The following is a 22,014-nucleotide window of genomic DNA, read 5'->3' on the forward strand; positions in this document are numbered from 1 at the left end:
TCCCTGATCGCTTCAAGCCGCGCTGCGAGCGCGCTCAAAGGCGTCTAGTGTCTTTTTACGTGCGTCCTTATGTTCCACGATTGGCGCGGGATAATCGAGTTTCTTATGGTTTTTCTGCGCCCAAAGCTGCGGCTGGTGGATATCACTGTCTGGCACCGCGCTCAGCTCTGGCAGCCACTGGCGAATAAAGTCGCCCTGTTTATCGAAGCGCTCGCCTTGGGTCGTGGGATTGAAAATGCGGAAATAAGGCGCGGCATCGGTTCCGGTTGACGCCGCCCATTGCCAGCCGCCGTTATTGGCCGCCAGATCACCATCGATCAGTTGCTGCATGAAGTAACGTTCACCTTCACGCCAGTCAATCAGCAAATCCTTCACCAGAAAACTGGCGGTAATCATGCGCAGGCGATTGTGCATCCAGCCGAGCGTGTTGAGCTGGCGCATCGCTGCATCTACGATGGGATAGCCGGTTTTTCCCTGCTGCCACGCCGTTAAATGCGCTTGGTTCTTTTGCCAACCTACGTTGCGCGTCCAGTCAACAAAAGGCTGATGCTTGCACAGCGCCGGAAAGGCCACCATCAAATGGCGGTAAAACTCACGCCAGATCAACTCATTTAACCAGGTAAACGCCTTGCCTTCGTTGAGCGCATCAGGATGCTCTTTAAGTACGCGATGTAGACACTGACGCGGCGACAGCACGCCAATCGCCAGGTAAGCCGATAAACGGCTGGTACCATCAATGGCCGGAAGATCACGTCGTTCCGGATAATGTTGCACCGCCTGTTTGGCGAAATGGCGCAGCTGGTTTAACGCCGCCTCTTCTCCCGCCGGAAACCCGCTTTCATCAAAGGCTTCACAGGGGTAGTCAAAGGCAGGAATCTTCTTTTCGATTCTGATAGGCGCGCCCGATCGCGCTTTCGGCGCATGATAGCATTCCGGCAGGCCTTGATGCAGGCGGCGTACAAAGGCTTTGCTGAACGGGGTGAACACTTTGAACATGGTGCCGTTACCGGTTTGTACACTTCCCGGCGGCAATAGCAAACTGTCGTCAAAACCCTGACAAATCACACCCTGCGCATCAAGCCGTTTTTCAGCGAGCGCATCGCGTTCGCGTTCGTTAATTTCATACTGGTAGTTGTAATAGAGCGCTTCGACTTGCTGCTGCTGACAAAATTGAGCCAGATACTCAACCGAGGCAGCAAAGTCATCACACTGATGGTAATGCAAAGGGATGCCGCGCTCAGCCAATGACGCTTGCAACAAACAGAGATTTTTATGGATAAACTCCGCTTGCTTCGGCGCCATGTGATGCTGTTGCCATTGCTTCGGAGTAGCGATAAACAGCGCCACTACTCTGGCATCGCCGTCGCGGCAGGCAGCAGCTAGCGCGCTGTTATCGTTAATGCGCAGATCGTTACGCAACCAAACTAAGTGGGTGGTCATAAAACCCCGAAATTATTGCCCGTAGCGCAAACGTAGCGCTTCTGGATAGGGATCAAAGTAACGTTGCTGAGCCAGCCACGGATGCGGATATTCCGCCATGTAGTGTTTCAACATGGTGATTGGTGCTAGCAACGGCTGCACGCCGAGACGATAACGATCGATCAACTGCGCCAACTCCTGACGCTGCGGCGAACTCAGCTGCGGACGGAAATAGCCTTGCACGTGCATCAGCACGTTGGTGTGATTGCGGCGCGATGCCTGGTGGGACATCAGATGCATCAGGCGATTGCGATACTCGAAGGCGTAATCTTCCAGCGAATCCCACTGATCCATGGCCGCCACAAAACGCCCCATTTCACGGTACTCATCCTGCGCATGCGAAAGCAGCAGTAATTTGTAGCGGCTGTGAAATGCCATCAACTTGTGGCGCGAAAGGCCACTGCGCCACATCTGGTTAAATTCATGCAGCGCATAAACGCGTCCGATGAAGTTTTCTCGGATGGCATCGTCGTGCAGGCGACCATCCTCTTCCAAAGGCAGCCACGGCATCTCTTTTTGCAAGAAAGCAGTAAACATACCGGTACCAGCCTTACGGTTGTTATTGGTTTCAGGCTCATAAACCCGCACGCGCTCCAGCCCGCAACTTGGCGATTTGGCGCAAAGAATATAGCCGCAAAGATGATGCAAAGACTTCACACGCTCAGCGGACCAGCGCTGCATTTCAGCGGTGACTTCTTCTCCGCCATCTTTACTGAAACAAAGATGAATGTTGTCGTCGCCCTCTTTTACCAACCGTAATGCCGGACGTGGCGTAGGCAAGCCAATTGCCATTTCAGGACATACTGGCTCAAAGCGCACAAATGGCACGAGTTCATCTGTGGCGAAGGCAAAGCGTTTATGGCCGCCATCAAATCGGACGTTATCCCCGAGCAGGCAAGCGCTGATACCAACAGGAATTTTCTCGCTCATACTTGTACAACCTCGTAAATCTTGTAGAGGTTTTAAGTGTAGCTGAAATGAGATGGGATAACAGCGTCAGAGATAAGGAGAGGTGAAAATTTACGATAAAAAAACCCGACGCTTCAGGCGAAGTCGTCGGGTTATTGAGTGTACAAACCGCTTACCAGTGAATACCTGCCGCGGCTTCCGTCTGGGCTAGCCAAACAGGCTTGGTGCTGGTTTTACACCACATGCGGTGCAGATAACTGTAAAAGCGCGCCCGATCCTGACGGAACAGCATAACGGGTAGCGCCAGCAAACCGATTGATACCACCAGCACACGGCGTAGCATGATTTTATAGAGTGGATATGCCTGATACATCTTTGCCCCCTCGTGGTAAATATTGCGTTGAAATGTGATCTAACGCAGATATTACGCCTGATTGTGTAATTTTACTACTCATCCGACCACTTTATTTGATCTTTTTTCGGTCAATTTCCCTTGGGGGTGAAAGTTAGTTACATAATTGTGAAAATTTAGAATCAAATGAGTTAAAAACATCATGACGGACGCCGGGCCGCTTTATTGGTAAAGTGATGCGTTAACTTTTTTGCCGCTGGAGGCAGCGTGACGACCATCTTGATAGTGGAAGATGAAAAAGAAATTCGCCGTTTCGTGCGCCTGGCGCTGGAGAGCGAAGGCCTAAAGATTGTGGAAGCGGAACAGCTTCAGCGGGGCCTGATTGAAGCGGCAACGCGTAAGCCCGATCTGGTTATTCTTGATCTCGGGTTGCCCGATGGCGATGGCAACGACTTTATTCGTGAAGTGCGCCAGTGGAGCAGCATGCCGGTTATTGTCCTTTCGGCCCGCAGCGACGAGCAAGATAAGATTGATGCGCTGGATGCGGGAGCTGATGATTATTTAACCAAGCCCTTTGGCATTGGCGAATTACTGGCGCGCGTGCGCGTGGCGCTGCGACGTCATCAAAGCAGCCAGCCAGAGCCGGTGGTGAAATTTGGCGAGGTAAGTGTTGATTTGGCCGCGCGGCGCGTATTGCGCAATGAGCTGGAAGTTCATCTAACGCCCATTGAGTTCCGCCTGCTTAGCTTGTTGCTGAATAATGCCGGAAAAGTGCTGACACAACGTCAATTGCTTAATCAGGTTTGGGGGCCAAACGCCGTGGAGCATAGCCACTACCTGCGCATCTACATGGGACATTTGCGTCAGAAGCTGGAAACCAATCCCACGCAGCCCAGCCATTTACTCACCGAAACCGGCATTGGTTACCGATTTATGCCATAAAAAAAAGGCCGCTAAGCGGCCTTTTTCTGCAAAGCTCAATCAGGCGTTCTTCAATACTTCGCTAACAATCTCAACCGCTTCTTTCTCGATCTGCTGACGATGCTCAGTACCCAGGAAACTTTCGCAGTAGATTTTGTAGGCGTCTTCCGTGCCTGACGGACGTGCGGCAAACCAGCCGTTTTCCGTCATCACTTTCAGACCACCGATTGACGCGCCGTTACCCGGTGCAGCAGTCAAGCGTGCAGTGATTGGATCACCCGCTAGCGTATCCGCGCTTACCATTTCAGGCGAGAGCTTAGACAGCGCTGCTTTCTGAGCTGAGGTTGCGGGTGCCTGCAGACGGTTGTAGCTTGGCGCACCAAAGCGCGCAGCCAGTTCATCATAATGCTGCTGCGGGTTCTTACCGGTTACTGCCGTGATTTCTGCGGCCAGCAGGCACAGAATGATGCCATCTTTGTCGGTTGACCAGGCTGAGCCGTCAAAACGCAGGAAGGAAGCACCTGCGCTCTCTTCACCGCCGAAACCGAAGCTGCCATCGAACAGGCCATCAACGAACCATTTGAAGCCAACCGGCACTTCCACCAGCTTACGGCCAATGTCGTTGACTACACGGTCGATCATCGCGCTGGAAACCAGCGTTTTACCCACGGCAACCTCTTTGCCCCACTGTGGACGATGCTGGAACAGGTAGTTGATCGCTACCGCCAGATAGTGGTTCGGGTTCATCAGACCGGCTGGCGTGACAATGCCGTGGCGGTCGTAATCGGGGTCGTTACCAAAGGCCAAATCGAATTTGTCTTTGTAGGCCAGCAAACCGGCCATCGCGCATTCGGACGAACAGTCCATACGCACCACGCCATCTTTATCCAGATGCATGAAGCGGAAAGTCTGATCAATCGCATCGTTGACGATGGTCAGATCGAGTTTGTAGTGCTCAGCAATGCGCTGCCAGTAAGCAATACCCGAGCCGCCTAATGGATCGACGCCGATTTTCAGGCCCGCTTTCTGGATGGCCGCGAAATCGATCACCTGCGCCAAACCTTCAACATATGGCTGGATCAGATCCTGCTCGACGATGTGACCGCTTGCCCACGCCTGATCCAGCGGCAGACGCTTAACGTCCTTCAGCTCGCCTTTAATCAGTTGGTTAGCTCGGTCTTCCACCACTTTGGTGACGTTGGTATCTGCCGGTCCACCGTTTGGCGGATTGTATTTGATACCGCCATCTTCCGGTGGGTTGTGCGAAGGCGTGATAACGATGCCGTCCGCCTGCGCGCCACCGCGTTTGTTGTGCTCAAGAATGGCGTTAGAGATCGCAGGCGTCGGCGTATAGCCGTTATCCTGCTGCACGATCACATCAACGCCGTTGGCTGCCAGCACTTCCAGCACTGACAAAATCGCCGGCTCAGACAGCGCGTGCGTATCTTTACCGACGTAGCACGGCCCGGTGATGCCATTCTTTTTGCGCTCTTCAGCAATCGCCTGGGCAATCGCCAAAATGTGCGGTTCGTTGAAGCTATGGCGTCCCGCGCTACCGCGGTGGCCTGAAGTGCCAAATTTCACCGCATGATCCGGATTCGCCACATCGGGCTTCAGGACGTAATACTGCGAGGTTAATTGTGCAACGTTAATCAAATCGCTCTGCTGGGCAGGCTGCCCGGCACGGGGGTGATTGGCCATTGGCGCTTCTCCCTGACGCTTCAGTTAAATGGTGCCGCGAACTTTCTCTGTCAGTTCCTGTGGGAACTGCATAGCCAACATGATGTGTTCCACCATGCTGCATTTGCGACCTGTATTGGTATTCGTGATCACCCAGTACGGCGTGCCGGGAACATGCTTCGGCTTGGTATGGGTGCCATTTTGCAGCAGCGTGTGCTCGTCGCCCGCAAAATAGACGCGGGTACGGCCCTGAAGCGAAGCTGTAGCTTCAGCAAACGCAGCCGGATCAAGACGATAGAGCGTTGACAGTACCAGCATGAAGCGGTTAACCGCCTTATTTTGCTCGGCATATTCGTCGGAAAGCAGCAGTTCACGCACGGCGCGGACACGATCCTGAGGACGCGCTTCGCGGCTGGCTGGCTGTGCATCTTTCCCTGACGTACCAACGGCAGGCGCAGCCGGTGCGCTCTGGCCGGCGGTAAACTTCAACATGCGGCGCAAAATGTCGGAGGCGCTTTCACCAATGTGCTGCGTGTGGCTGGCAATATAACGGTAGAGTTCTTCGTCAACTTCAATCGTTTTCATCTTTTTCCGTACGATTCTGGCAAATGACAGAACCACGCAGTAGTGCAACGGCCTTAGCAAAATCCAGTCGTGCAAAATGTGAGCGGGTTCTAACATAAGGATTATAAAGTTAAATCCGTGGCAGCCGATAGCGTTGGCAACGTTTACGGGCAAAAGTCGGAATATGCCCTAATGCCCACCGGCCTGACTGCTGGACAGGTGAATCCATGATAACCTAAGCCAAGGTCACAACCGTAAGAACTTTAGCCATGATTTTGAACGCCCGTCTGCAAACTGAACAATCTGCTCCCGCTGCCACACCGATTCTGTTAATTCATGGTCTTTTTGGCAGCCTCGATAACCTTGGCGTGCTGGCGCGTGGCGTACGTGATGCCCGCCCAACGCTGCAGGTTGATGTTCGTAACCATGGTTTGTCCGCACGCAGCGACGTGATGAATTATCACGTTATGGCACAGGATATTGTTGAAACGCTGGATGCGTACAACATTGATCGCGCTGGCGTTATCGGTCATTCGATGGGAGGGAAAGTTGCTATGGCGCTGAGCGCTATTGCGCCTGAACGCATTGAGAAAATGGTGATGATCGATATCGCGCCCGTTGATTATCAAACGCGCCGCCATGACGAAATTTTTGCCGCCATCCGAGCCGTTACTACCGCTGGCGTCACGCGTCGTAGTGAAGCGGCAGAGGTAATGCGTCAGCATATTAATGAGGACGGCGTGATTCAGTTCATCCTCAAGTCGTTCGTCGAAGGTGAATGGCGCTTTAACGTGCCGGTGCTGTGGGATAATTACACCACCATTTCCGGTTGGGAAGAGGTGCCTGCCTGGCCACATCCGGCGCTGTTTATTCGCGGCGGTGACTCGCCTTATCTGGATAATCAGCATCGCGATGCGCTGCTGCGTCAATTCCCTCAGGCACATGCACACGTTATCAGCGGGGCCGGACATTGGGTGCATGCCGAGAAACCTGATGCGGTTTTGCGCGCGGTTCGGCGGTTTTTTAATCTGTAAAAGCAAAAGCTTGCCGCGCGTGCTTTAGGGTTGGCGTCAGGGAAGACGCTGGAGTATGATGTCGCGCTAAAAATTTGCCACGGATATTTTTACCGTGGTCGGGCCGATAATGTTTTAATCGCGCAGCGCCTTTCCGCCGTTCGCGCCCACTCAGTTTTACAAACCATGGCAAAAGAACAGACAGACCGCACCACGCTTGATCTCTTCGCAGACGAGCGGCGTCCTGGTCGCCCGAAAACTAGCCCGTTGACGCGTGATGAACAGCTACGCATCAATAAACGTAATCAGCTCAAGCGCGATAAAGTGCGTGGGTTGCGTCGTGTTGAGCTGAAAATGTCCAGCGAGGCGGTTGACGCGCTCAGTACGCTGGCCGATCAGCAAAACATCAGTCGCAGCGAATTGATTGAACAAATGCTGCTGGCACAGCTCAAACTGTCGTAGCGTGCCCAGACCGCACGCTGGAACAAAAGTCACGGCTTTACAAGTTCCGCACTTTTTACCGGTCTGCTATTATTCGCATAACTGTGCAGTCAACTGACTTACTTTCACAATCAGGATTTAAGAGGTTACCTAACCCATGGCAATCGTAGGCATTTTCTTCGGCAGCGATACCGGCAACACTGAAAACATTGCAAAAATGATCCAGAAACAACTGGGTAAAGATGTCGCCGAAGTGCATGACATTGCTAAGAGCACCAAAGAAGATCTCGATGCATTCGACATCCTGCTGCTGGGCATCCCGACATGGTATTATGGCGAAGCGCAGTGTGACTGGGATGATTTCTTCCCAACGCTGGAAGAGATTGATTTCAATGGCAAGCTGGTAGCACTGTTTGGTTGTGGCGATCAGGAAGATTACGCCGAATACTTCTGCGACGCGATGGGTACCATTCGCGACATCATCGAGCCAAATGGTGCCGTTATCGTCGGCCACTGGCCTACCGAAGGCTACCATTTTGAAGCATCTAAAGGTTTGGCCGATGATAAACACTTCCTCGGTCTGGCGATTGACGAAGATCGTCAACCCGAACTGACCAATGAACGCGTTGAGAAATGGGTGAAACAGATCTTCGATGAGCTGCAGCTGAAAGAGATTATTGAAGCCTAATCCCCTTCTCTGCCCGATGTGGGCGCTATCTCACATCGGGTAACGGAATTTCCTATAAAAATAATAGCTACGGTTTTTTAACTTTTCCCCGCAAATCTGTAGAATACCCGCAATGGTCATCCGCTTATTCCTCTGGCTGTAGAATGAGGCTGAGTGAAATGGAATCCAAAACTTACCGGTCTTGAAGACGTTAGTGACATTATCCTTACCCTCTTTATTGATTAAGGACGTTGCCTTGGTTTTCATTTCACTGCTTGAGTTCTATAATGAGACGCAAATGAGAATGCGCGTTGACCTAAACATTCAAGGCCCCTGCGCCGCAAGTGACTAGCAAAGTAACAGGACAATATCCGCATGACTGACAACAACTCCGCATTGAAGAAGGCTGGCCTGAAAGTCACGCTCCCCAGACTGAAAATTCTGGAAGTGCTTCAGGGACCCGGACCCGAGTCCCATCACGTCAGTGCGGAAGATTTGTATAAACGCCTGATTGATATGGGCGAAGAGATTGGTCTGGCCACGGTATATCGCGTTCTTAACCAGTTTGACGACGCGGGCATCGTAACCCGTCATAACTTCGAAGGCGGTAAATCCGTGTTCGAACTGACCCAGCAGCACCATCACGATCACCTGATCTGCCTGGATTGTGGCAAGGTTATCGAATTCAGCGATGAATCAATCGAAACGCGCCAGCGTGAAATTGCCACTCGCCACGGTATCAAACTCAGCAACCACAGTCTGTACTTGTACGGTCACTGTGCTCTGGGAGACTGCCGCGAAGACGAGACGCTCCACGATAAGTAATTAAGTGTGCTATGCAGTATAAAAAAACCGGCGCTTGAGCCGGTTTTTTTATACCTGAATTCAGGCAATGAGGGTTTCTTGCAGGTAACGCCAGCGTGGAATGCTGGTGCTGCAATCAAGAACCGCCAGTGAAATACGGCTCTGATTGATGCCATTCATCATTTGTAATTCACGATACTGAATCGTCACTTCCTCACTTTGCTGCGAGATGATGGCGTGCTCGCTGGTCGCAATCCGCATACCTTCGCGTTGACCATTTAACTGGCGAAACAGCGCTTCCATCTCATTAAGATCCAACTGTTTACCTTGCGGTGTCACCATTTTAAATTCGGGATGAAAGTGCGACAAAAACAGGTCGATGCTGTCATCACTGCCTTCGACCTGATTGAAAATACGTTCGATAAGTTGATGTAAAACAACCACACTGTGCTTGGCTTCCAGAGCGAGACTTGTCATTTTTTTTCCTTTGGTAACCCGCGAAGCAACGTCTAAGAGCGCATAGCCTACCTGAAAAAAAGTTTTTCACACGGCCAAATGGATTAATTTTTCTAAAGTCAGAATAGTCGTAAACGACATAAGAAACCTATTAACTGGCATGCAGAATAATTGATTGCCCATTGCCAAATGCAGACAATAAAAAAGGGCGATTGCTCGCCCTTTCATGATCTTATCGTACTATCAGCAAAAAAGATTATTCGCCGATTTTTGCCCAGGTGTCACGCAAACCTACGGTGCGGTTAAACACCAATTGGGACGGCTGCGAATAGACGCTGTCAGCACAGAAATAGCCTTCGCGCTCAAACTGATATGGCGCCATTGGCTCAGCAGCACGCAAGCCTGGCTCAACGAAGCCCTGTTTAGTTTCCAGCGAGTTCGGGTTGATGGTGGTGAGGAAATCCTCTGCCGCTCCCGGATTTGGCACACTGAACAGACGATCGTACAGACGGAATTCCGCCGGTAGCGCGTGAATCGCAGACACCCAGTGAATAACGCCTTTCACTTTACGACCATCAGCAGGATCTTTGCTTAACGTGTCCACATCACATGTGCAGTAGATGCAGGTGATATTACCTTCATCATCCTTCGCCACGCGTTCAGCACGAATCACGTAAGCGTTACGCAGACGTACTTCTTTGCCCAGCACCAAACGTTTGTATTGCTTGTTGGCTTCTTCACGGAAGTCTGCGCGATCAATCCACACTTCGCGGCTGAACGGTACTTCACGCGTGCCCATCTCCGGTTTGTTCGGATGATTTGGCATGCTGATGATCTCTTCATGCCCAGCTGGCAGGTTCTCAATTACCACTTTCAGTGGATCCATAACTGCCATCGCACGCGGCGCGTTTTCATTGAGATCGTCACGAATGCACGACTCCAGTGATGCCATCTCGACGATATTATCCTGCTTAGTCACACCGATACGACGGCAGAATTCGCGGATTGATGCGGCGCTGTAGCCACGACGACGCAGACCAGAAACGGTCAACATACGCGGATCGTCCCAACCTTCCACAACCTTCTCGCTCACCAACTGCGTCAGTTTACGCTTCGACATCACCGCGTATTCCAGATTCAGACGGGAGAACTCGTACTGACGCGGATGCACAGGAATGGTGATGTTATCCAGCACCCAATCGTACAGGCGTCGGTTATCCTGGAATTCAAGTGTGCAGAGTGAATGCGTAATGCCTTCAATGGCGTCCGAAATGCAGTGCGTGAAGTCGTACATTGGATAGATGCACCACTTGCTGCCAGTCTGATGGTGATCGGCAAACTTAATGCGATACAGCACAGGATCGCGCATCACAATGAAGCTAGAGGCCATATCAATTTTGGCACGCAGGCAGGCTTTACCCTCTTCAAAACCACCGTCGCGCATTTTCTGGAACAGCGCTAAGTTCTCTTCCACGCTGCGATCGCGATAAGGGCTGTTTTTGCCTGGTGCAGTCAGCGAACCGCGGTATTCACGGATCTCATCTGCCGATAATTCATCGACATAGGCCAGACCTTTATTGATCAGCTCAACGGCGTAGTTAAAGAGTTGGTCGAAGTAATCTGAGGAGTAACGAATGTTGCCGCTCCACTCAAAGCCCAGCCATTGCACGTCATGCTTGATGGATTCGACAAACTCCAGATCTTCTTTCACTGGGTTGGTGTCGTCGAAACGCAGATTGCACTGGCCTTGGTAGTCTTGCGCAATACCAAAGTTCAGGCAGATTGATTTCGCATGGCCAATATGCAGATAACCATTGGGCTCAGGCGGGAAACGGGTATGCACACTATTGTGCTTACCGCTCGCCAAATCTTCGTCGATGATCTGACGAATAAAGTTCGTTGGGCGGGCTTCAGCCTCACTCATCTCAAAATCCTCAAAAACTATAGCGGGTGATTTGTACCACGAAGTAACGGAGTATGATCCACAAAGCGCAGGCGGGAAACAACCGTTTGTTGGTCGTTTTAAAACAAAAAAAGGCAGGAATTGCTTCCTGCCTTCTGACCAATCACAAGGACTTAGCCTTTAACCTCATACAGCGGAGTCTGACCTGCAACCACTGAACCTGTTGCAAGGATATTCAGACCGGCAAAATCATCGCTATTGCTTACAACGACCGGACTGATCATCGAGCGTGCATTGGCGTTGAGGAAATCCAGATCCATTTCCAGGATTGGCTGACCTGCAGTTACCGTTGCCCCCTCTTCTACCAGACGCGTAAAGCCTTTACCTTCCAGCGCTACCGTATCCAGCCCCATGTGCACCACAATCTCAACGCCGTTTTCCGCTTCAAGGCAGAACGCATGGTTGGTATTGAAGATTTTCACCACGGTACCGGCGGTTGGCGCAACGACAGTTTTGTCCGTTGGCTTGATTGCCAGGCCATCGCCGACCGCTTTGCTCGCAAAGGCTTCATCCGGCACATTTTCCAACGCAACGATGTCGCCTGTTACCGGCGCCAGCAGCGTGGCGATTACCGCCTTCTCAGAGTTCAACACTGCCTGTGGTTTTGCCACTGGAGCAGGTGCTGCAGCTGATGTCACCACCGATGCGGCAACCGGGCCTTTGCTCAATACTGTTTTCATTGCCGTAGCAATGCTCTCAGCTTGAGTACCAACGATGACCTGTACGCTCTGCTTGTTCAGGCGAATCACGCCAGATGCGCCCAGACGTTTAGCGACGCCCTCATTCACCTGAGCGGAATCTTTCACATTCAGACGCAGACGGGTAATGCAGGCATCAATGTTGGTGAGGTTTTCAGAGCCACCTATCGCCGCAATATAACGACGCGCCAGAGACTCAGTTTGGCTTTCACCGTTGCCAGTGGTATCGACATTAACGTCATAACCATCGGTTTCATCGCCGGCTGAGAGTTCACGGCCCGGTGTTAACAAGTTGAATTTCTGGATAGTGAAACGGAACACCGCATAGTAGATAACGAAGAATACCAAGCCCTGCGGAATCAGCATCCACCAATGTACGGCCAGCGGGTTGCGCGTTGACAGCACCATATCAACCAGACCCGCACTGAAGCCGAAACCGGCAATCCAATGCATGCTTGCGGCGATGAATACCGAGATGCCGGTCAGTACTGCGTGAATCACATACAGTACCGGTGCCACGAACATGAAGGAGAACTCCAGCGGTTCGGTAATACCGGTAAAGAAGGCTGCAAATGCCGCTGCCAGCATGATCCCGCCGACTTTGGCGCGGTTTTCAGGGCGTGAGCAGTGATAAATTGCCAGCGCAGCACCAGGAAGACCAAACATCATGATTGGGAAGAAGCCCGCCTGATAACGACCGGTAATACCCGGAATACCGGTACCTTCAGCGATAGACTGCGCGCCGCCGAGGAACTTAGGAATATCGTTAATACCTGCAACGTCGAACCAGAATACAGAGTTCAGTGCGTGATGCAGGCCAACAGGAATCAGCAGACGGTTAAAGAAGGCGTAGATACCCGCACCCACTGACCCCATTTTCTGAATGTGTTCACCAAAGCTCACCAGTCCACCGAAAATGAGCGGCCAGATATACATCAGGATGAACGCAACCACGATCATCAGGAATGAGACCAGGATTGGAACCAGACGGCGGCCGCTAAAGAACGACAGCGCTTTTGGCAGCTCAACGTGACTGAAGCGGTTATAGACTTCAGCAGAGAGGATACCCACAAGGATACCGACAAACTGGTTATTAATTTTACCGAAGGCGGCAGGAACCTGCTCCACCGGCATTTTCTGAATCATTGCTACCGCAGCCGGCGAGCAGAGTGTGGTTACCACCAGGAAACCTACAAAGCCCGTTAATGCCGCTGCACCGTCTTTATCTTTAGACATACCGTATGCCACACCAATGGCAAACAGCACTGACATATTGTCGATGATAGCTGAGCCGGATTTAATCAGCAGTGCCGCCAGCGCATTACCTGCGCCCCAGCTGTCTGGATCAATCCAATACCCAACGCCCATCAAGATTGCCGCTGCCGGCAAAGTCGCTACCGGCACCATAAGCGCGCGGCCGACCTTTTGCAGATATCCTAGAATACTCACCTTATTCTCCCCCTATGAGACTGGCGTTTTGCCGTAGCGCAGGTTGATTTTATTATCCCGTCGCCCGGTACCTTGATGACACTTTTCACCACGATGCGCAGTGTAAAGATAAATTAATTCGCCTCGCAAATTAAAACCGTTACAACTGTGACTTTAATCACCAAATTGGTGGTTTGATCACGCGAAATGCTAGCCAGCACCACAAACTTATTTTATGATGAAAAATATCGAGGCGCACTTTTCCCGGATGGCTACGCTTAAACGCATTACGCTTAAGGACAGGTAACTGTCAGCGAAAAGGCAACTCCACATTTCCAATCTTAACTGAGGTGAAGACATGAGACTGATCCCTTTGGCCACACCGACCCAAGTGGGTAAATGGGCTGCACGCCATATTGTTAACCGCATTAATGCGTTTAAGCCTAGCGCAGAACGTCCTTTCGTGTTGGGCTTACCCACCGGTGGAACGCCGCTGGAAGCCTACAAGCACCTGATTGACATGCACAAAGCGGGCCAGGTCAGTTTCAAACATGTTGTGACCTTCAATATGGATGAATACGTAGGTCTGCCCAAAGAGCATCCAGAAAGCTATCACAGCTTTATGTACCGCAACTTTTTCGATCATGTTGATATTCAAGAGCAAAATATCAATCTGCTCAATGGCAATGCGGAAGATATTGACGCAGAATGTCGCCAATACGAAGAGAAGATCCGCTCCTACGGTAAAATTAACCTGTTTATGGGCGGCGTAGGTAACGATGGTCACATCGCTTTCAATGAACCGGCCTCTTCCCTTTCATCCCGTACTCGCATCAAAACCCTGACGCACGACACGCGCATCGCAAACTCTCGTTTCTTTAACGGTGATGTGGATCAAGTGCCAAAATATGCGCTGACCGTGGGTGTTGGCACATTACTGGATGCTGAAGAAGTGATGATTCTGGTTACGGGTCATCTGAAGGCACAGGCTCTGCAGGCCGCTGTTGAAGGTAACGTTAATCATATGTGGACCATCAGCTGCCTTCAGCTGCATGCCAAATCTGTCGTGGTCTGTGACGAACCAGCCACCATGGAACTTAAAGTGAAAACCGTGAAATATTTCCGCGAAATGGAAGCGGAAAACATGAAGGGTGTGTGAGAACACATTGTATTAAAACCTGCTGCTGATAAGCGGCAGGCCTAGCCGGGAGAGATAAACGATGTACGCATTAGTAAACGGCCGGATTTTTACTGGTCATGAGATTCTGGACAATCATGCGGTCGTGATTGCGAATGGCCTGATTGAGCGCGTGTGCCCACGCGCTGCCCTGGACGCGTCAATTGCACAGCAGGATGTGGCTGGTGCGTTTATCGCTCCTGGTTTTATTGATCTGCAGCTTAACGGCTGCGGCGGTGTGCAGTTTAACGATGATATCAATGCACTCAGCGTTGAGACGTTAGAGATCATGCAGCGTGCCAATGAAAAATCGGGCTGCACCAGTTATTTACCAACGTTAATTACCAGTACCGATGCGCTGATGAAACGCGCAATTGAAACCATGCGCGCCTACCTGGCAAAACATCAGCATCAGGCGCTGGGCCTGCATCTTGAAGGTCCGTGGTTGAATAAAGCCAAGAAAGGCACGCACAATCCTGAACTGATTCGCCTGCCGGATACCGCGCTGGTGGATTTCCTCTGTGCGAATGCCGACGTCATCACTAAAGTGACATTGGCTCCTGAAAATGCAGGTAGCGAGGTGATCCGTCAACTGCGCGATGCAGGCATTATCGTCTCTGCTGGCCATTCAAATGCCACCTATGAAGAAGCCAAAACGGGCTTTAGCGCGGGCGTGAGTTTTGCTACGCATCTTTATAATGCGATGCCGACGTTTGCAGGGCGCGAACCCGGACTGATCGGTGCGCTGTTTGATTCACCTGATGTATACTGCGGCATCATTGCAGATGGTTTACATGTCCATTACGCTAATGTGCGCAATGCAAAACGCATCAAAGGCGACAAACTGGTGTTAGTGACCGATGCTACGGCACCAGCAGGCGCTTCGATTGATCAATTCATTTTTGCAGGCAAAACAATATACTATCGTGATGGTCTGTGCGTTGATGAAAACGGTACGCTCAGTGGTTCTGCGTTAACCATGATTGAAGCAGTACAAAATAGCGTGGAACATTGTGGTATCGCTCTTGATGAAGCGCTGCGTATGGCAACGCTTTATCCGGCGCAGGCGATGGGTGTGGAGAAACAGTTAGGTACAGTTGAAGCAGGAAAAGTCGCTAACCTGACTGTCTTTACCCGCGATTATCAAATCACTAAGACGTTAGTCAATGGAGACAACGTCCTCAGCGAGTAAGTATTGAATGACCACTGGCGGCCAGTCTCAAATAGGAAATGTCGATCTTGTCAAACAACTCAACAGTGCAGCCGTTTATCGGTTAATAGATCAACAAGGGCCCATTTCGCGCATTCAGATTGCCGAACACAGTCAACTTGCGCCCGCCAGTGTCACCAAAATTACTCGCCAGCTTATTGAGCGCGGGCTCATCAAAGAGGTGGAGCAACAAGCCTCCACCGGTGGACGCCGCGCAATCTCCATCATCACCGAAACCCGTCATTTTCATACTATCGGCGTGCGCCTGGGGCGCAATGACGCGACCTTAACGTTATTTGATCTCAGCGGAAAGTCATTGGCGCAGGAAGATTATCCCCTGCCAGAACGCACTCAGGAAACGCTGGAAAATGCGTTATTCAATGCCATCAGCGCTTTTATGGCAGCACATCAGCGTAAAATCCATGAGCTGATCGCCATCGCGGTTATTCTCCCAGGATTGGTCGATCCGATTAACGGCATCATTCGTTACATGCCGCATATCGCGGTAAGCCATTGGCCGCTGGTTTCCAACCTCAAGAAACGCTTTAACGTCACGAGCTTTGTTGGTCATGATATCCGCAGTCTGGCACTTGCTGAGCACTACTTTGGTGCAAGTCGCGATTGCGCAGACTCCATTCTGGTGCGTTTACATCGGGGTACTGGTGCCGGCATTATCGCCAACGGACATATCTTTCTTGGCAGTAATGGTAACGTTGGTGAGATTGGCCATATCCAGGTTGATCCATTAGGCGAGCGCTGCCACTGCGGCAACTTTGGCTGTCTGGAAACCATTGCTGCTAACGGCGCGATTGAAAACCGGGTGCGACACCTGCTTAATCAAGGCTATCCCAGCTCGCTCACACTGAACGATTGTTCAATGCCACAAATTTGCCGTGCAGCTAATCATGGCGATGCGTTGGCTTGCGAAGTGATTGAATATGTTGGCCGCTATCTGGGCAAGGCAATTGCCATAGCCATTAACCTGTTCAACCCACAAAAAGTGGTACTGGCCGGTGAAATCACCGAAGCCGATAAAGTGCTGTTCCCCGCTATTGAAGGTTGCATTAATACGCAAGCGCTCAATGCCTTCCGTAAGAATCTTCCGGTGGTGCGTTCTGAGCTCGATCATCGCTCAGCAATTGGCGCTTTTGCGCTGGCAAAACGCGCTATGCTGAATGGCATTCTGTTGCAACATCTTCTGGAAGAGTAATCACCAGCCTGCCCTTTGGCAGGCCCGACCGGATGCAATCTATGACGATTAAAAGCGTAATCTGTGACATCGACGGCGTGTTGATGCACGACAATACCGCCGTTCCCGGCGCAAATGAGTTTCTGCAGCGTATTCTGGCGAAGGAGATGCCGCTGGTCGTGCTGACCAACTATCCGTCGCAAACGGCGCTGGATCTGGCTAACCGCTTTGCCAACGCAGGCGTTGAAGTGCCCGATTCGGTGTTTTACACCTCGGCGATGGCCACGGCTGACTTCCTCAAGCGTCAGGAGGGGAAAAAAGCCTACGTGATTGGCGAAGGCGCGCTCATTCACGAACTCTATAAAGCCGGTTTTACCATCACCGACGTCAATCCCGATTTCGTCATCGTAGGGGAAACACGCTCGTTTAATTGGGATATGATGCATAAAGCCGCCTTTTTCGTCGCCAACGGCGCACGCTTTATTGCCACCAATCCTGACACGCACGCGCGCGGCTTTGTGCCTGCCTGCGGTGCACTATGTGCCGGGATTGAAACCATCTCTGGCCGCAAACCGTTTTATGTGGGCAAACCCAGCCCGTACATCATGCGCGCCGCTTTAAACAAAATGCATGCACATTCGGAAGAGACGGTGATTGTTGGCGATAATCTGCGTACTGACATTTTGGCTGGCTTCCAGGCCGGTCTGGAAACCATTTTGGTGCTGTCCGGCGTTTCAACGTTGAGTGACATTGATGCCATGCCATTCCGCCCTGATTGGATTTATCCGTCAGTCGCTGATATCGATCTTTTCTGAATCCAGCCATTACGTCATCATATAGCCCTGCACCCGCAGGGCTTTTGTTTTTATTACACGGCTCCACCTCCCTGTCACTTATCTTCTGCTCACAAGATGAGCAATACTGCAAATAGATTAGACAACATCTAAAATAACTACCTTTAAATTGAATAAAATTCAACATTACCGACAACTCAACATTCTTTTTATCAAAGAATCGCAATTTCACTTGCGTTAACACCACCACTTAGCGCATTTTCTTATACATCACGCAGTCAAGGCTGCCGGACAAACAGAAATAACGTCACCACAAGGTGAGATCAGGAGTCAGTTATGTGTTCAATTTTTGGTGTGCTGGATCTCAAAAGCGATCCTGTTGAGCTGCGCAAGAAAGCGCTGGAATCTTCTCGTTTGATGCGTCACCGTGGCCCAGATTGGTCAGGTGTTTATGCGGATGACAAAGCTATTCTGGTGCATGAGCGCCTATCAATTGTTGACGTCAACAACGGCGCCCAGCCGCTGTATAACGCCGATCACACCCACGTACTGGCTGTTAACGGTGAGATCTACAACCATCAGGCGCTGCGTGCGGAGCTGAGCGATCGTTATGCATTCCAGACCGGTTCCGACTGCGAAGTGATCCTCGCGCTGTACCAGGAAAAAGGCGTCGATTTCCTTGATGAACTGCAAGGTATGTTCGCCTTCATTTTATGGGACAGCGTTAAGCAACAGTATCTGATCGGCCGCGACCATATCGGCATTATCCCGCTGTATATGGGTAACGACGAACATGGCAACCTGTTTGTGGCTTCGGAAATGAAAGCGCTGGTGCCAGTTTGCCGCAGCATCAAAGAGTTCCCGCCGGGAAGCTATATGTCGAGTGCCGATGGTGAAATCCATCGTTACTGGCAGCGTGACTGGATGGAATATTCCGCCGTTGAGCACAACAAAACCGACGCGGCAGAACTGAAACATGCGCTGGAAGAGTCAGTGAAAAGCCACCTGATGTCAGATGTGCCCTATGGCGTGCTGCTGTCTGGCGGCCTCGACTCCTCTATTATCTCAGCGGTGACCAAGCGCTTCGCCGCAAAACGTGTAGAAGATGCCGACAAGAGCGATGCCTGGTGGCCACAGCTGCACTCCTTCGCCGTGGGCTTGGAAGGATCTCCGGATCTGAAGGCCGCGAAATCGGTCGCTGAACACCTGGGTACCGTGCACCACGAAATCCATTTCACCGTTCAGGAAGGTTTGGATGCAATTCGTGACGTGATTTATCACATCGAAACCTACGATGTAACCACCATTCGCGCTTCAACACCGATGTATTTAATGTCGCGTAAGATCAAAGCGATGGGCATCAAAATGGTATTGTCCGGCGAAGGCGCTGATGAAGTATTCGGCGGCTACCTTTACTTCCACAAAGCGCCAAACGCAAAAGAATTCCACGAAGAGAACGTGCGTAAGTTGCTGGCTCTGCATATGTTTGACTGCGCGCGTGCCAACAAAGCGATGTCCGCATGGGGCGTGGAAGCACGTGTACCGTTCCTGGACAAAAAGTTCCTCGACGTGGCGATGCGCATCAACCCGGAAGATAAATTGTGCGGCAGCAACGGCAAGATGGAAAAACACATCCTGCGTGAATGCTTCTCTTCCTATCTGCCGGAAAGCGTGGCGTGGCGCCAGAAAGAGCAGTTCTCCGACGGCGTTGGCTACAGCTGGATCGATACGCTGAAAGAAGTGGCGGCGAAACAAATTACTGACCAACAGTTGTCTACTGCCCACTTCCGCTTCCCGTACAACACGCCAAACTCGAAAGAAGCGTATTTGTATCGCGAAATCTTTGAAGAATTGTTCCCAATTGCCAGCGCGGCAGAGTGTGTGCCGGGCGGTCCATCGGTGGCCTGTTCTTCAGCTAAAGCGATTGAGTGGGACGAAGCATTTAAATCGATGGATGACCCATCAGGCCGTGCTGTTGGCGTACATCAGTCTGCGTATAAATAAGGTTTTTACTCAATAAGATAAAGGGCTCAACCGAGCCCTTTTTTTGTGCAACTCACCCTGCAATGATTGAAAATTGCCGAATAAAGCACCAGCCTGGTCACAAGCCAGACAAACAGGCGTTTTAAGGCAAAAAACGACAAAAAAATTGTTGACGCTACAAGACTCAATACGCATAATGCGCCCCGCAACGCCGATGAAGGTTACGCGAAAAAGATGGCTACGTAGCTCAGCTGGTTAGAGCACATCACTCATAATGATGGGGTCACAGGTTCAAATCCCGTCGTAGCCACCATATTTTGCGGGAGTGGCGAAATTGGTAGACGCACTAGATTTAGGTTCTAGCGCCGCAAGGTGTGCGAGTTCAAGTCTCGCCTCCCGCACCATTTCATTCTTCGGCAGCCGGATGGGGTATCGCCAAGCGGTAAGGCACTGGTTTTTGATACCAGCATTCCCAGGTTCGAATCCTGGTACCCCAGCCAATCCGGAAAATGTTGTGGATACAAACTCGACGAATGGGATATCGCCAAGCGGTAAGGCACCGGTTTTTGATACCGGCATTCCCTGGTTCGAATCCAGGTATCCCAGCCATCGTTGGATGCAGTAAGCAGTAAAAAGGCTACGTAGCTCAGCTGGTTAGAGCACATCACTCATAATGATGGGGTCACAGGTTCAAATCCCGTCGTAGCCACCAAATTATTGGGGTGTCGCCAAGCGGTAAGGCTCTGGTTTCTGATACCAGCATTCCGGGGTTCGAATCCCTGCACCCCAGCCATAAAAAGACAATTTGATTAAACACCTATTGGGGTGTCGCCAAGCGGTAAGGCACTGGTTTCTGATACCAGCATTCCGGGGTTCGAATCCCTGCACCCCAGCCAAATTGCACAATAAAGCCCGCTTTTGCGGGCTTTATTGTTTTCTGCGTTCGGGTTTAAATCAGGAGCGCATGATTGCGCTCCCTACACATCATAAACCTAATGCATAACGCAGCACCTTGCGCTTCAATGCGCCGGCATTCTCCGCGGCAATCAACGCCAGATTACGTGCAAAACGCAACGGTGGCAGTTTATTGCTAAACGCGAAGTAGAACAGATCCATGCCGCCCTGCATCAGTAAGTTGTCTTTATAACGCTGACGATGATAACGCTGCAGCACGGTATCTGATGACCAACGCTGTGCCTGGCTGCGCGCCTCAACTAGCGTAGTGATCAAAGCATCCACATCCCGATAGCCCAAATTGACGCCCTGCCCGGCCAATGGGTTAATGGTGTGCGCCGCATCCCCCACCAGCGCCAACCCCGGCATCACATAACGCGTAGCATGACGTCGCACCAGCGGGAACGAAGCGGCAGTTTTGACCTTAACATTCCCCACGCGGTCTGGAAAATGCGCATAGATCTCTTTCTCCAGCTGTGGCAGTGGCAAGCTTTGCAGCTGACGAATACGCGCTGGTGCGTCATACCACACCAGCGAAGCACGACGATCAAACAGCGGCAGGAAAGCACGGGGGCCTTGTGGCGTAAACTGCTGCCAGGTTGAGTCTCCGGCGTCGTGTTCACACTCTACGCTTATCAACATGCATGATTGCGCATAGTGCCAGCCACGTACGCCGATTCCCGCCAGTTGCCGTACGCGCGAGTTGGCGCCATCCGCACCAACCACTAAACGCGTATCCAGCGTTTGTCCGTTGTCGAGTTGCACATGCCAGCCTGCACTGTGTGGCCGTAAATCCTGCAAAGTGGCGGGGCAGATTAACGTGATGCCCTCTTCCTGCATCTTTTCCCACAGCGCACGTTGCAGCACACTGTTTTCCACCATAAATCCCAGCTCAGGCAAGCCCAGCGACGCCGCATCAAACCGCACATGCGCACTTTGCCATTCCCAGGTTTCCAGTTGGCGATAAGGTGCACATCGCATCGCCTGCACTCGCGGCCATACGTTCAGTTGCTGCAGCAAGGCCACCGAAGAGGCTCCAATCGCAGAAATACGTACGTCCGGATCGCTGTTGGCATCAAAGGCTGCAGGCTCTACACGCTCAACAACCGCCACGCGAAACTGCTGCTGTGCCAAACCGCACGCCAGTGCTGCCCCCACCATGCCACCGCCCACGATTACCACATCAAAATGTGAATCCTGCATCGACTCTAATCCTTCTTTTGTCGTGAAACCTTACAGCATCACGTTGATAGCTAAAGTGTACCGGAAATTCATCACACGATGCGATGTACATGCGTGAAGTATGCAGGGTTAGCTGGTCACAGCAGCAGC

19 protein-coding genes and 7 tRNA genes are annotated in these 22,014 nt (G+C 51.5%); 17 read left to right on the top strand and 9 right to left on the bottom strand.

Translation table 11 applies throughout. From position 1 onward, the window contains the following. Positions 1-12: 12 nt before the first annotated feature. The 3 genes from phrB to CRO19_RS03115 form a co-directional block, all read right to left on the bottom strand. Positions 13-1,440, bottom strand: coding sequence for a deoxyribodipyrimidine photo-lyase (phrB, locus tag CRO19_RS03105; RefSeq protein ID WP_097094563.1), 1,428 nt, complete (start codon positions 1,438-1,440; stop codon positions 13-15). 12 nt (positions 1,441-1,452) lie between these two features. Continuing rightward, positions 1,453-2,409 carry a YbgA family protein gene (locus CRO19_RS03110; RefSeq protein WP_097094564.1) on the bottom strand — a complete coding sequence of 319 codons (957 nt, stop codon included), beginning with the start codon at positions 2,407-2,409 and terminating at the stop codon, positions 1,453-1,455. Between the two features lie 151 nt (positions 2,410-2,560). Further along, complete coding sequence (locus tag CRO19_RS03115) at positions 2,561-2,761, bottom strand: YbfA family protein (RefSeq protein WP_097094565.1); 201 nt, start codon at positions 2,759-2,761, stop codon at positions 2,561-2,563. A gap of 246 nt (positions 2,762-3,007) precedes the next feature. On the opposite strand from CRO19_RS03115, the gene kdpE reads away from it, so the two are divergent. Continuing rightward, complete coding sequence (gene kdpE, locus CRO19_RS03120) at positions 3,008-3,682, top strand: two-component system response regulator KdpE (protein WP_097094566.1); 675 nt, start codon at positions 3,008-3,010, stop codon at positions 3,680-3,682. A gap of 39 nt (positions 3,683-3,721) precedes the next feature. On the opposite strand, the gene pgm is transcribed toward kdpE, so the two are convergent. Both pgm and seqA read right to left on the bottom strand, forming a co-directional pair. Continuing rightward, entirely contained in the window at positions 3,722-5,362 is a 1,641-nt protein-coding gene (gene pgm, locus CRO19_RS03125) for a phosphoglucomutase (alpha-D-glucose-1,6-bisphosphate-dependent) (protein WP_097094567.1), read from the bottom strand. Positions 5,363-5,386: 24 nt separating this feature from the next. Beyond that, positions 5,387-5,926 (bottom strand): replication initiation negative regulator SeqA, encoded by a 540-nt coding sequence (seqA, locus tag CRO19_RS03130; RefSeq protein ID WP_097094568.1) that lies wholly within the window; start codon positions 5,924-5,926, stop codon positions 5,387-5,389. 248 nt (positions 5,927-6,174) lie between these two features. Here seqA and ybfF point away from each other — a divergent pair, with 248 nt between their 5' ends. From ybfF to fur, 4 genes are all read left to right on the top strand, one after another. After that, a complete protein-coding gene (ybfF, locus tag CRO19_RS03135) occupies positions 6,175-6,939 on the top strand; it encodes an esterase (protein WP_097094569.1) in 765 nt (254 codons plus the stop codon). A 165-nt stretch (positions 6,940-7,104) separates the two neighbouring features. After that, positions 7,105-7,380 carry a LexA regulated protein gene (ybfE, locus tag CRO19_RS03140; RefSeq protein ID WP_007890670.1) on the top strand — a complete coding sequence of 92 codons (276 nt, stop codon included), beginning with the start codon at positions 7,105-7,107 and terminating at the stop codon, positions 7,378-7,380. Between the two features lie 136 nt (positions 7,381-7,516). After that, positions 7,517-8,047, top strand: a complete 531-nt coding sequence (gene fldA / locus CRO19_RS03145) for a flavodoxin FldA (protein WP_097094570.1) — start codon at positions 7,517-7,519, stop codon at positions 8,045-8,047. Positions 8,048-8,401: 354 nt separating this feature from the next. Next, a complete protein-coding gene (fur, locus tag CRO19_RS03155; RefSeq protein ID WP_058962149.1) occupies positions 8,402-8,851 on the top strand; it encodes a ferric iron uptake transcriptional regulator in 450 nt (149 codons plus the stop codon). A 60-nt stretch (positions 8,852-8,911) separates the two neighbouring features. Here the strand turns inward: fur and CRO19_RS03160 are convergent, their stop codons facing one another. From CRO19_RS03160 to nagE, 3 genes are all read right to left on the bottom strand, one after another. Then, complete coding sequence (locus CRO19_RS03160; protein ID WP_097094572.1) at positions 8,912-9,307, bottom strand: hypothetical protein; 396 nt, start codon at positions 9,305-9,307, stop codon at positions 8,912-8,914. A 235-nt stretch (positions 9,308-9,542) separates the two neighbouring features. Further along, complete coding sequence (gene glnS / locus CRO19_RS03165) at positions 9,543-11,210, bottom strand: glutamine--tRNA ligase (RefSeq protein ID WP_097094573.1); 1,668 nt, start codon at positions 11,208-11,210, stop codon at positions 9,543-9,545. Between the two features lie 152 nt (positions 11,211-11,362). Continuing rightward, entirely contained in the window at positions 11,363-13,390 is a 2,028-nt protein-coding gene (gene nagE, locus CRO19_RS03170) for an N-acetylglucosamine-specific PTS transporter subunit IIBC (protein WP_097097570.1), read from the bottom strand. A gap of 343 nt (positions 13,391-13,733) precedes the next feature. On the opposite strand from nagE, the gene nagB reads away from it, so the two are divergent. The 12 genes from nagB (at position 13,734) to CRO19_RS03230 (ending at position 20,624) form a co-directional block, all read left to right on the top strand. After that, positions 13,734-14,534: a glucosamine-6-phosphate deaminase gene (gene nagB / locus CRO19_RS03175; RefSeq protein ID WP_097094574.1), complete on the top strand. Its 801-nt coding sequence runs from the start codon at positions 13,734-13,736 to the stop codon at positions 14,532-14,534. A gap of 61 nt (positions 14,535-14,595) precedes the next feature. Further along, entirely contained in the window at positions 14,596-15,744 is a 1,149-nt protein-coding gene (gene nagA / locus CRO19_RS03180) for an N-acetylglucosamine-6-phosphate deacetylase (RefSeq protein ID WP_097094575.1), read from the top strand. Between the two features lie 7 nt (positions 15,745-15,751). Beyond that, positions 15,752-16,972: a DNA-binding transcriptional regulator NagC gene (gene nagC, locus CRO19_RS03185; protein ID WP_097094576.1), complete on the top strand. Its 1,221-nt coding sequence runs from the start codon at positions 15,752-15,754 to the stop codon at positions 16,970-16,972. A gap of 41 nt (positions 16,973-17,013) precedes the next feature. Continuing rightward, complete coding sequence (locus CRO19_RS03190) at positions 17,014-17,766, top strand: HAD-IIA family hydrolase (protein WP_097094577.1); 753 nt, start codon at positions 17,014-17,016, stop codon at positions 17,764-17,766. Between the two features lie 315 nt (positions 17,767-18,081). Beyond that, positions 18,082-19,749, top strand: a complete 1,668-nt coding sequence (asnB, locus tag CRO19_RS03195) for an asparagine synthase B (protein ID WP_097094578.1) — start codon at positions 18,082-18,084, stop codon at positions 19,747-19,749. A 215-nt stretch (positions 19,750-19,964) separates the two neighbouring features. Continuing rightward, a tRNA-Met gene (locus CRO19_RS03200) sits at positions 19,965-20,041 on the top strand. Positions 20,042-20,047: 6 nt separating this feature from the next. Continuing rightward, a tRNA-Leu gene (locus tag CRO19_RS03205) sits at positions 20,048-20,132 on the top strand. Between the two features lie 21 nt (positions 20,133-20,153). Beyond that, a tRNA-Gln gene (locus CRO19_RS03210) sits at positions 20,154-20,228 on the top strand. Positions 20,229-20,262: 34 nt separating this feature from the next. After that, positions 20,263-20,337: transfer RNA gene (locus tag CRO19_RS03215), tRNA-Gln, on the top strand. Positions 20,338-20,363: 26 nt separating this feature from the next. Next, a tRNA-Met gene (locus CRO19_RS03220) sits at positions 20,364-20,440 on the top strand. A 6-nt stretch (positions 20,441-20,446) separates the two neighbouring features. Beyond that, positions 20,447-20,521: transfer RNA gene (locus CRO19_RS03225), tRNA-Gln, on the top strand. A gap of 28 nt (positions 20,522-20,549) precedes the next feature. Further along, a tRNA-Gln gene (locus tag CRO19_RS03230) sits at positions 20,550-20,624 on the top strand. Positions 20,625-20,712: 88 nt separating this feature from the next. On the opposite strand, the gene ubiF is transcribed toward CRO19_RS03230, so the two are convergent. After that, complete coding sequence (ubiF, locus tag CRO19_RS03235; RefSeq protein ID WP_097094579.1) at positions 20,713-21,885, bottom strand: 3-demethoxyubiquinol 3-hydroxylase; 1,173 nt, start codon at positions 21,883-21,885, stop codon at positions 20,713-20,715. Between the last annotated feature and the right edge of the window lie 129 nt (positions 21,886-22,014).

The organism is Candidatus Pantoea floridensis (genome assembly GCF_900215435.1).
GTDB classification, from domain to species: domain Bacteria; phylum Pseudomonadota; class Gammaproteobacteria; order Enterobacterales; family Enterobacteriaceae; genus Pantoea; species Pantoea floridensis.

Excerpts from the sequence above, each read along its gene's own strand:
- phrB (WP_097094563.1), bottom strand. The coding sequence starts at position 1,440 with ATGACCACCCACTTAGTTTGGTTGCGTAACGATCTGCGCATTAACGAT.
- CRO19_RS03110 (WP_097094564.1), bottom strand. The coding sequence starts at position 2,409 with ATGAGCGAGAAAATTCCTGTTGGTATCAGCGCTTGCCTGCTCGGGGAT.
- CRO19_RS03115 (WP_097094565.1), bottom strand. The coding sequence starts at position 2,761 with ATGTATCAGGCATATCCACTCTATAAAATCATGCTACGCCGTGTGCTG.
- pgm (WP_097094567.1), bottom strand. The coding sequence starts at position 5,362 with ATGGCCAATCACCCCCGTGCCGGGCAGCCTGCCCAGCAGAGCGATTTG.
- seqA (WP_097094568.1), bottom strand. The coding sequence starts at position 5,926 with ATGAAAACGATTGAAGTTGACGAAGAACTCTACCGTTATATTGCCAGC.
- ybfF (WP_097094569.1), top strand. The coding sequence starts at position 6,175 with ATGATTTTGAACGCCCGTCTGCAAACTGAACAATCTGCTCCCGCTGCC.
- ybfE (WP_007890670.1), top strand. The coding sequence starts at position 7,105 with ATGGCAAAAGAACAGACAGACCGCACCACGCTTGATCTCTTCGCAGAC.
- fldA (WP_097094570.1), top strand. The coding sequence starts at position 7,517 with ATGGCAATCGTAGGCATTTTCTTCGGCAGCGATACCGGCAACACTGAA.
- fur (WP_058962149.1), top strand. The coding sequence starts at position 8,402 with ATGACTGACAACAACTCCGCATTGAAGAAGGCTGGCCTGAAAGTCACG.
- CRO19_RS03160 (WP_097094572.1), bottom strand. The coding sequence starts at position 9,307 with ATGACAAGTCTCGCTCTGGAAGCCAAGCACAGTGTGGTTGTTTTACAT.
- glnS (WP_097094573.1), bottom strand. The coding sequence starts at position 11,210 with ATGAGTGAGGCTGAAGCCCGCCCAACGAACTTTATTCGTCAGATCATC.
- nagB (WP_097094574.1), top strand. The coding sequence starts at position 13,734 with ATGAGACTGATCCCTTTGGCCACACCGACCCAAGTGGGTAAATGGGCT.
- nagA (WP_097094575.1), top strand. The coding sequence starts at position 14,596 with ATGTACGCATTAGTAAACGGCCGGATTTTTACTGGTCATGAGATTCTG.
- nagC (WP_097094576.1), top strand. The coding sequence starts at position 15,752 with ATGACCACTGGCGGCCAGTCTCAAATAGGAAATGTCGATCTTGTCAAA.
- CRO19_RS03190 (WP_097094577.1), top strand. The coding sequence starts at position 17,014 with ATGACGATTAAAAGCGTAATCTGTGACATCGACGGCGTGTTGATGCAC.
- asnB (WP_097094578.1), top strand. The coding sequence starts at position 18,082 with ATGTGTTCAATTTTTGGTGTGCTGGATCTCAAAAGCGATCCTGTTGAG.
- ubiF (WP_097094579.1), bottom strand. The coding sequence starts at position 21,885 with ATGCAGGATTCACATTTTGATGTGGTAATCGTGGGCGGTGGCATGGTG.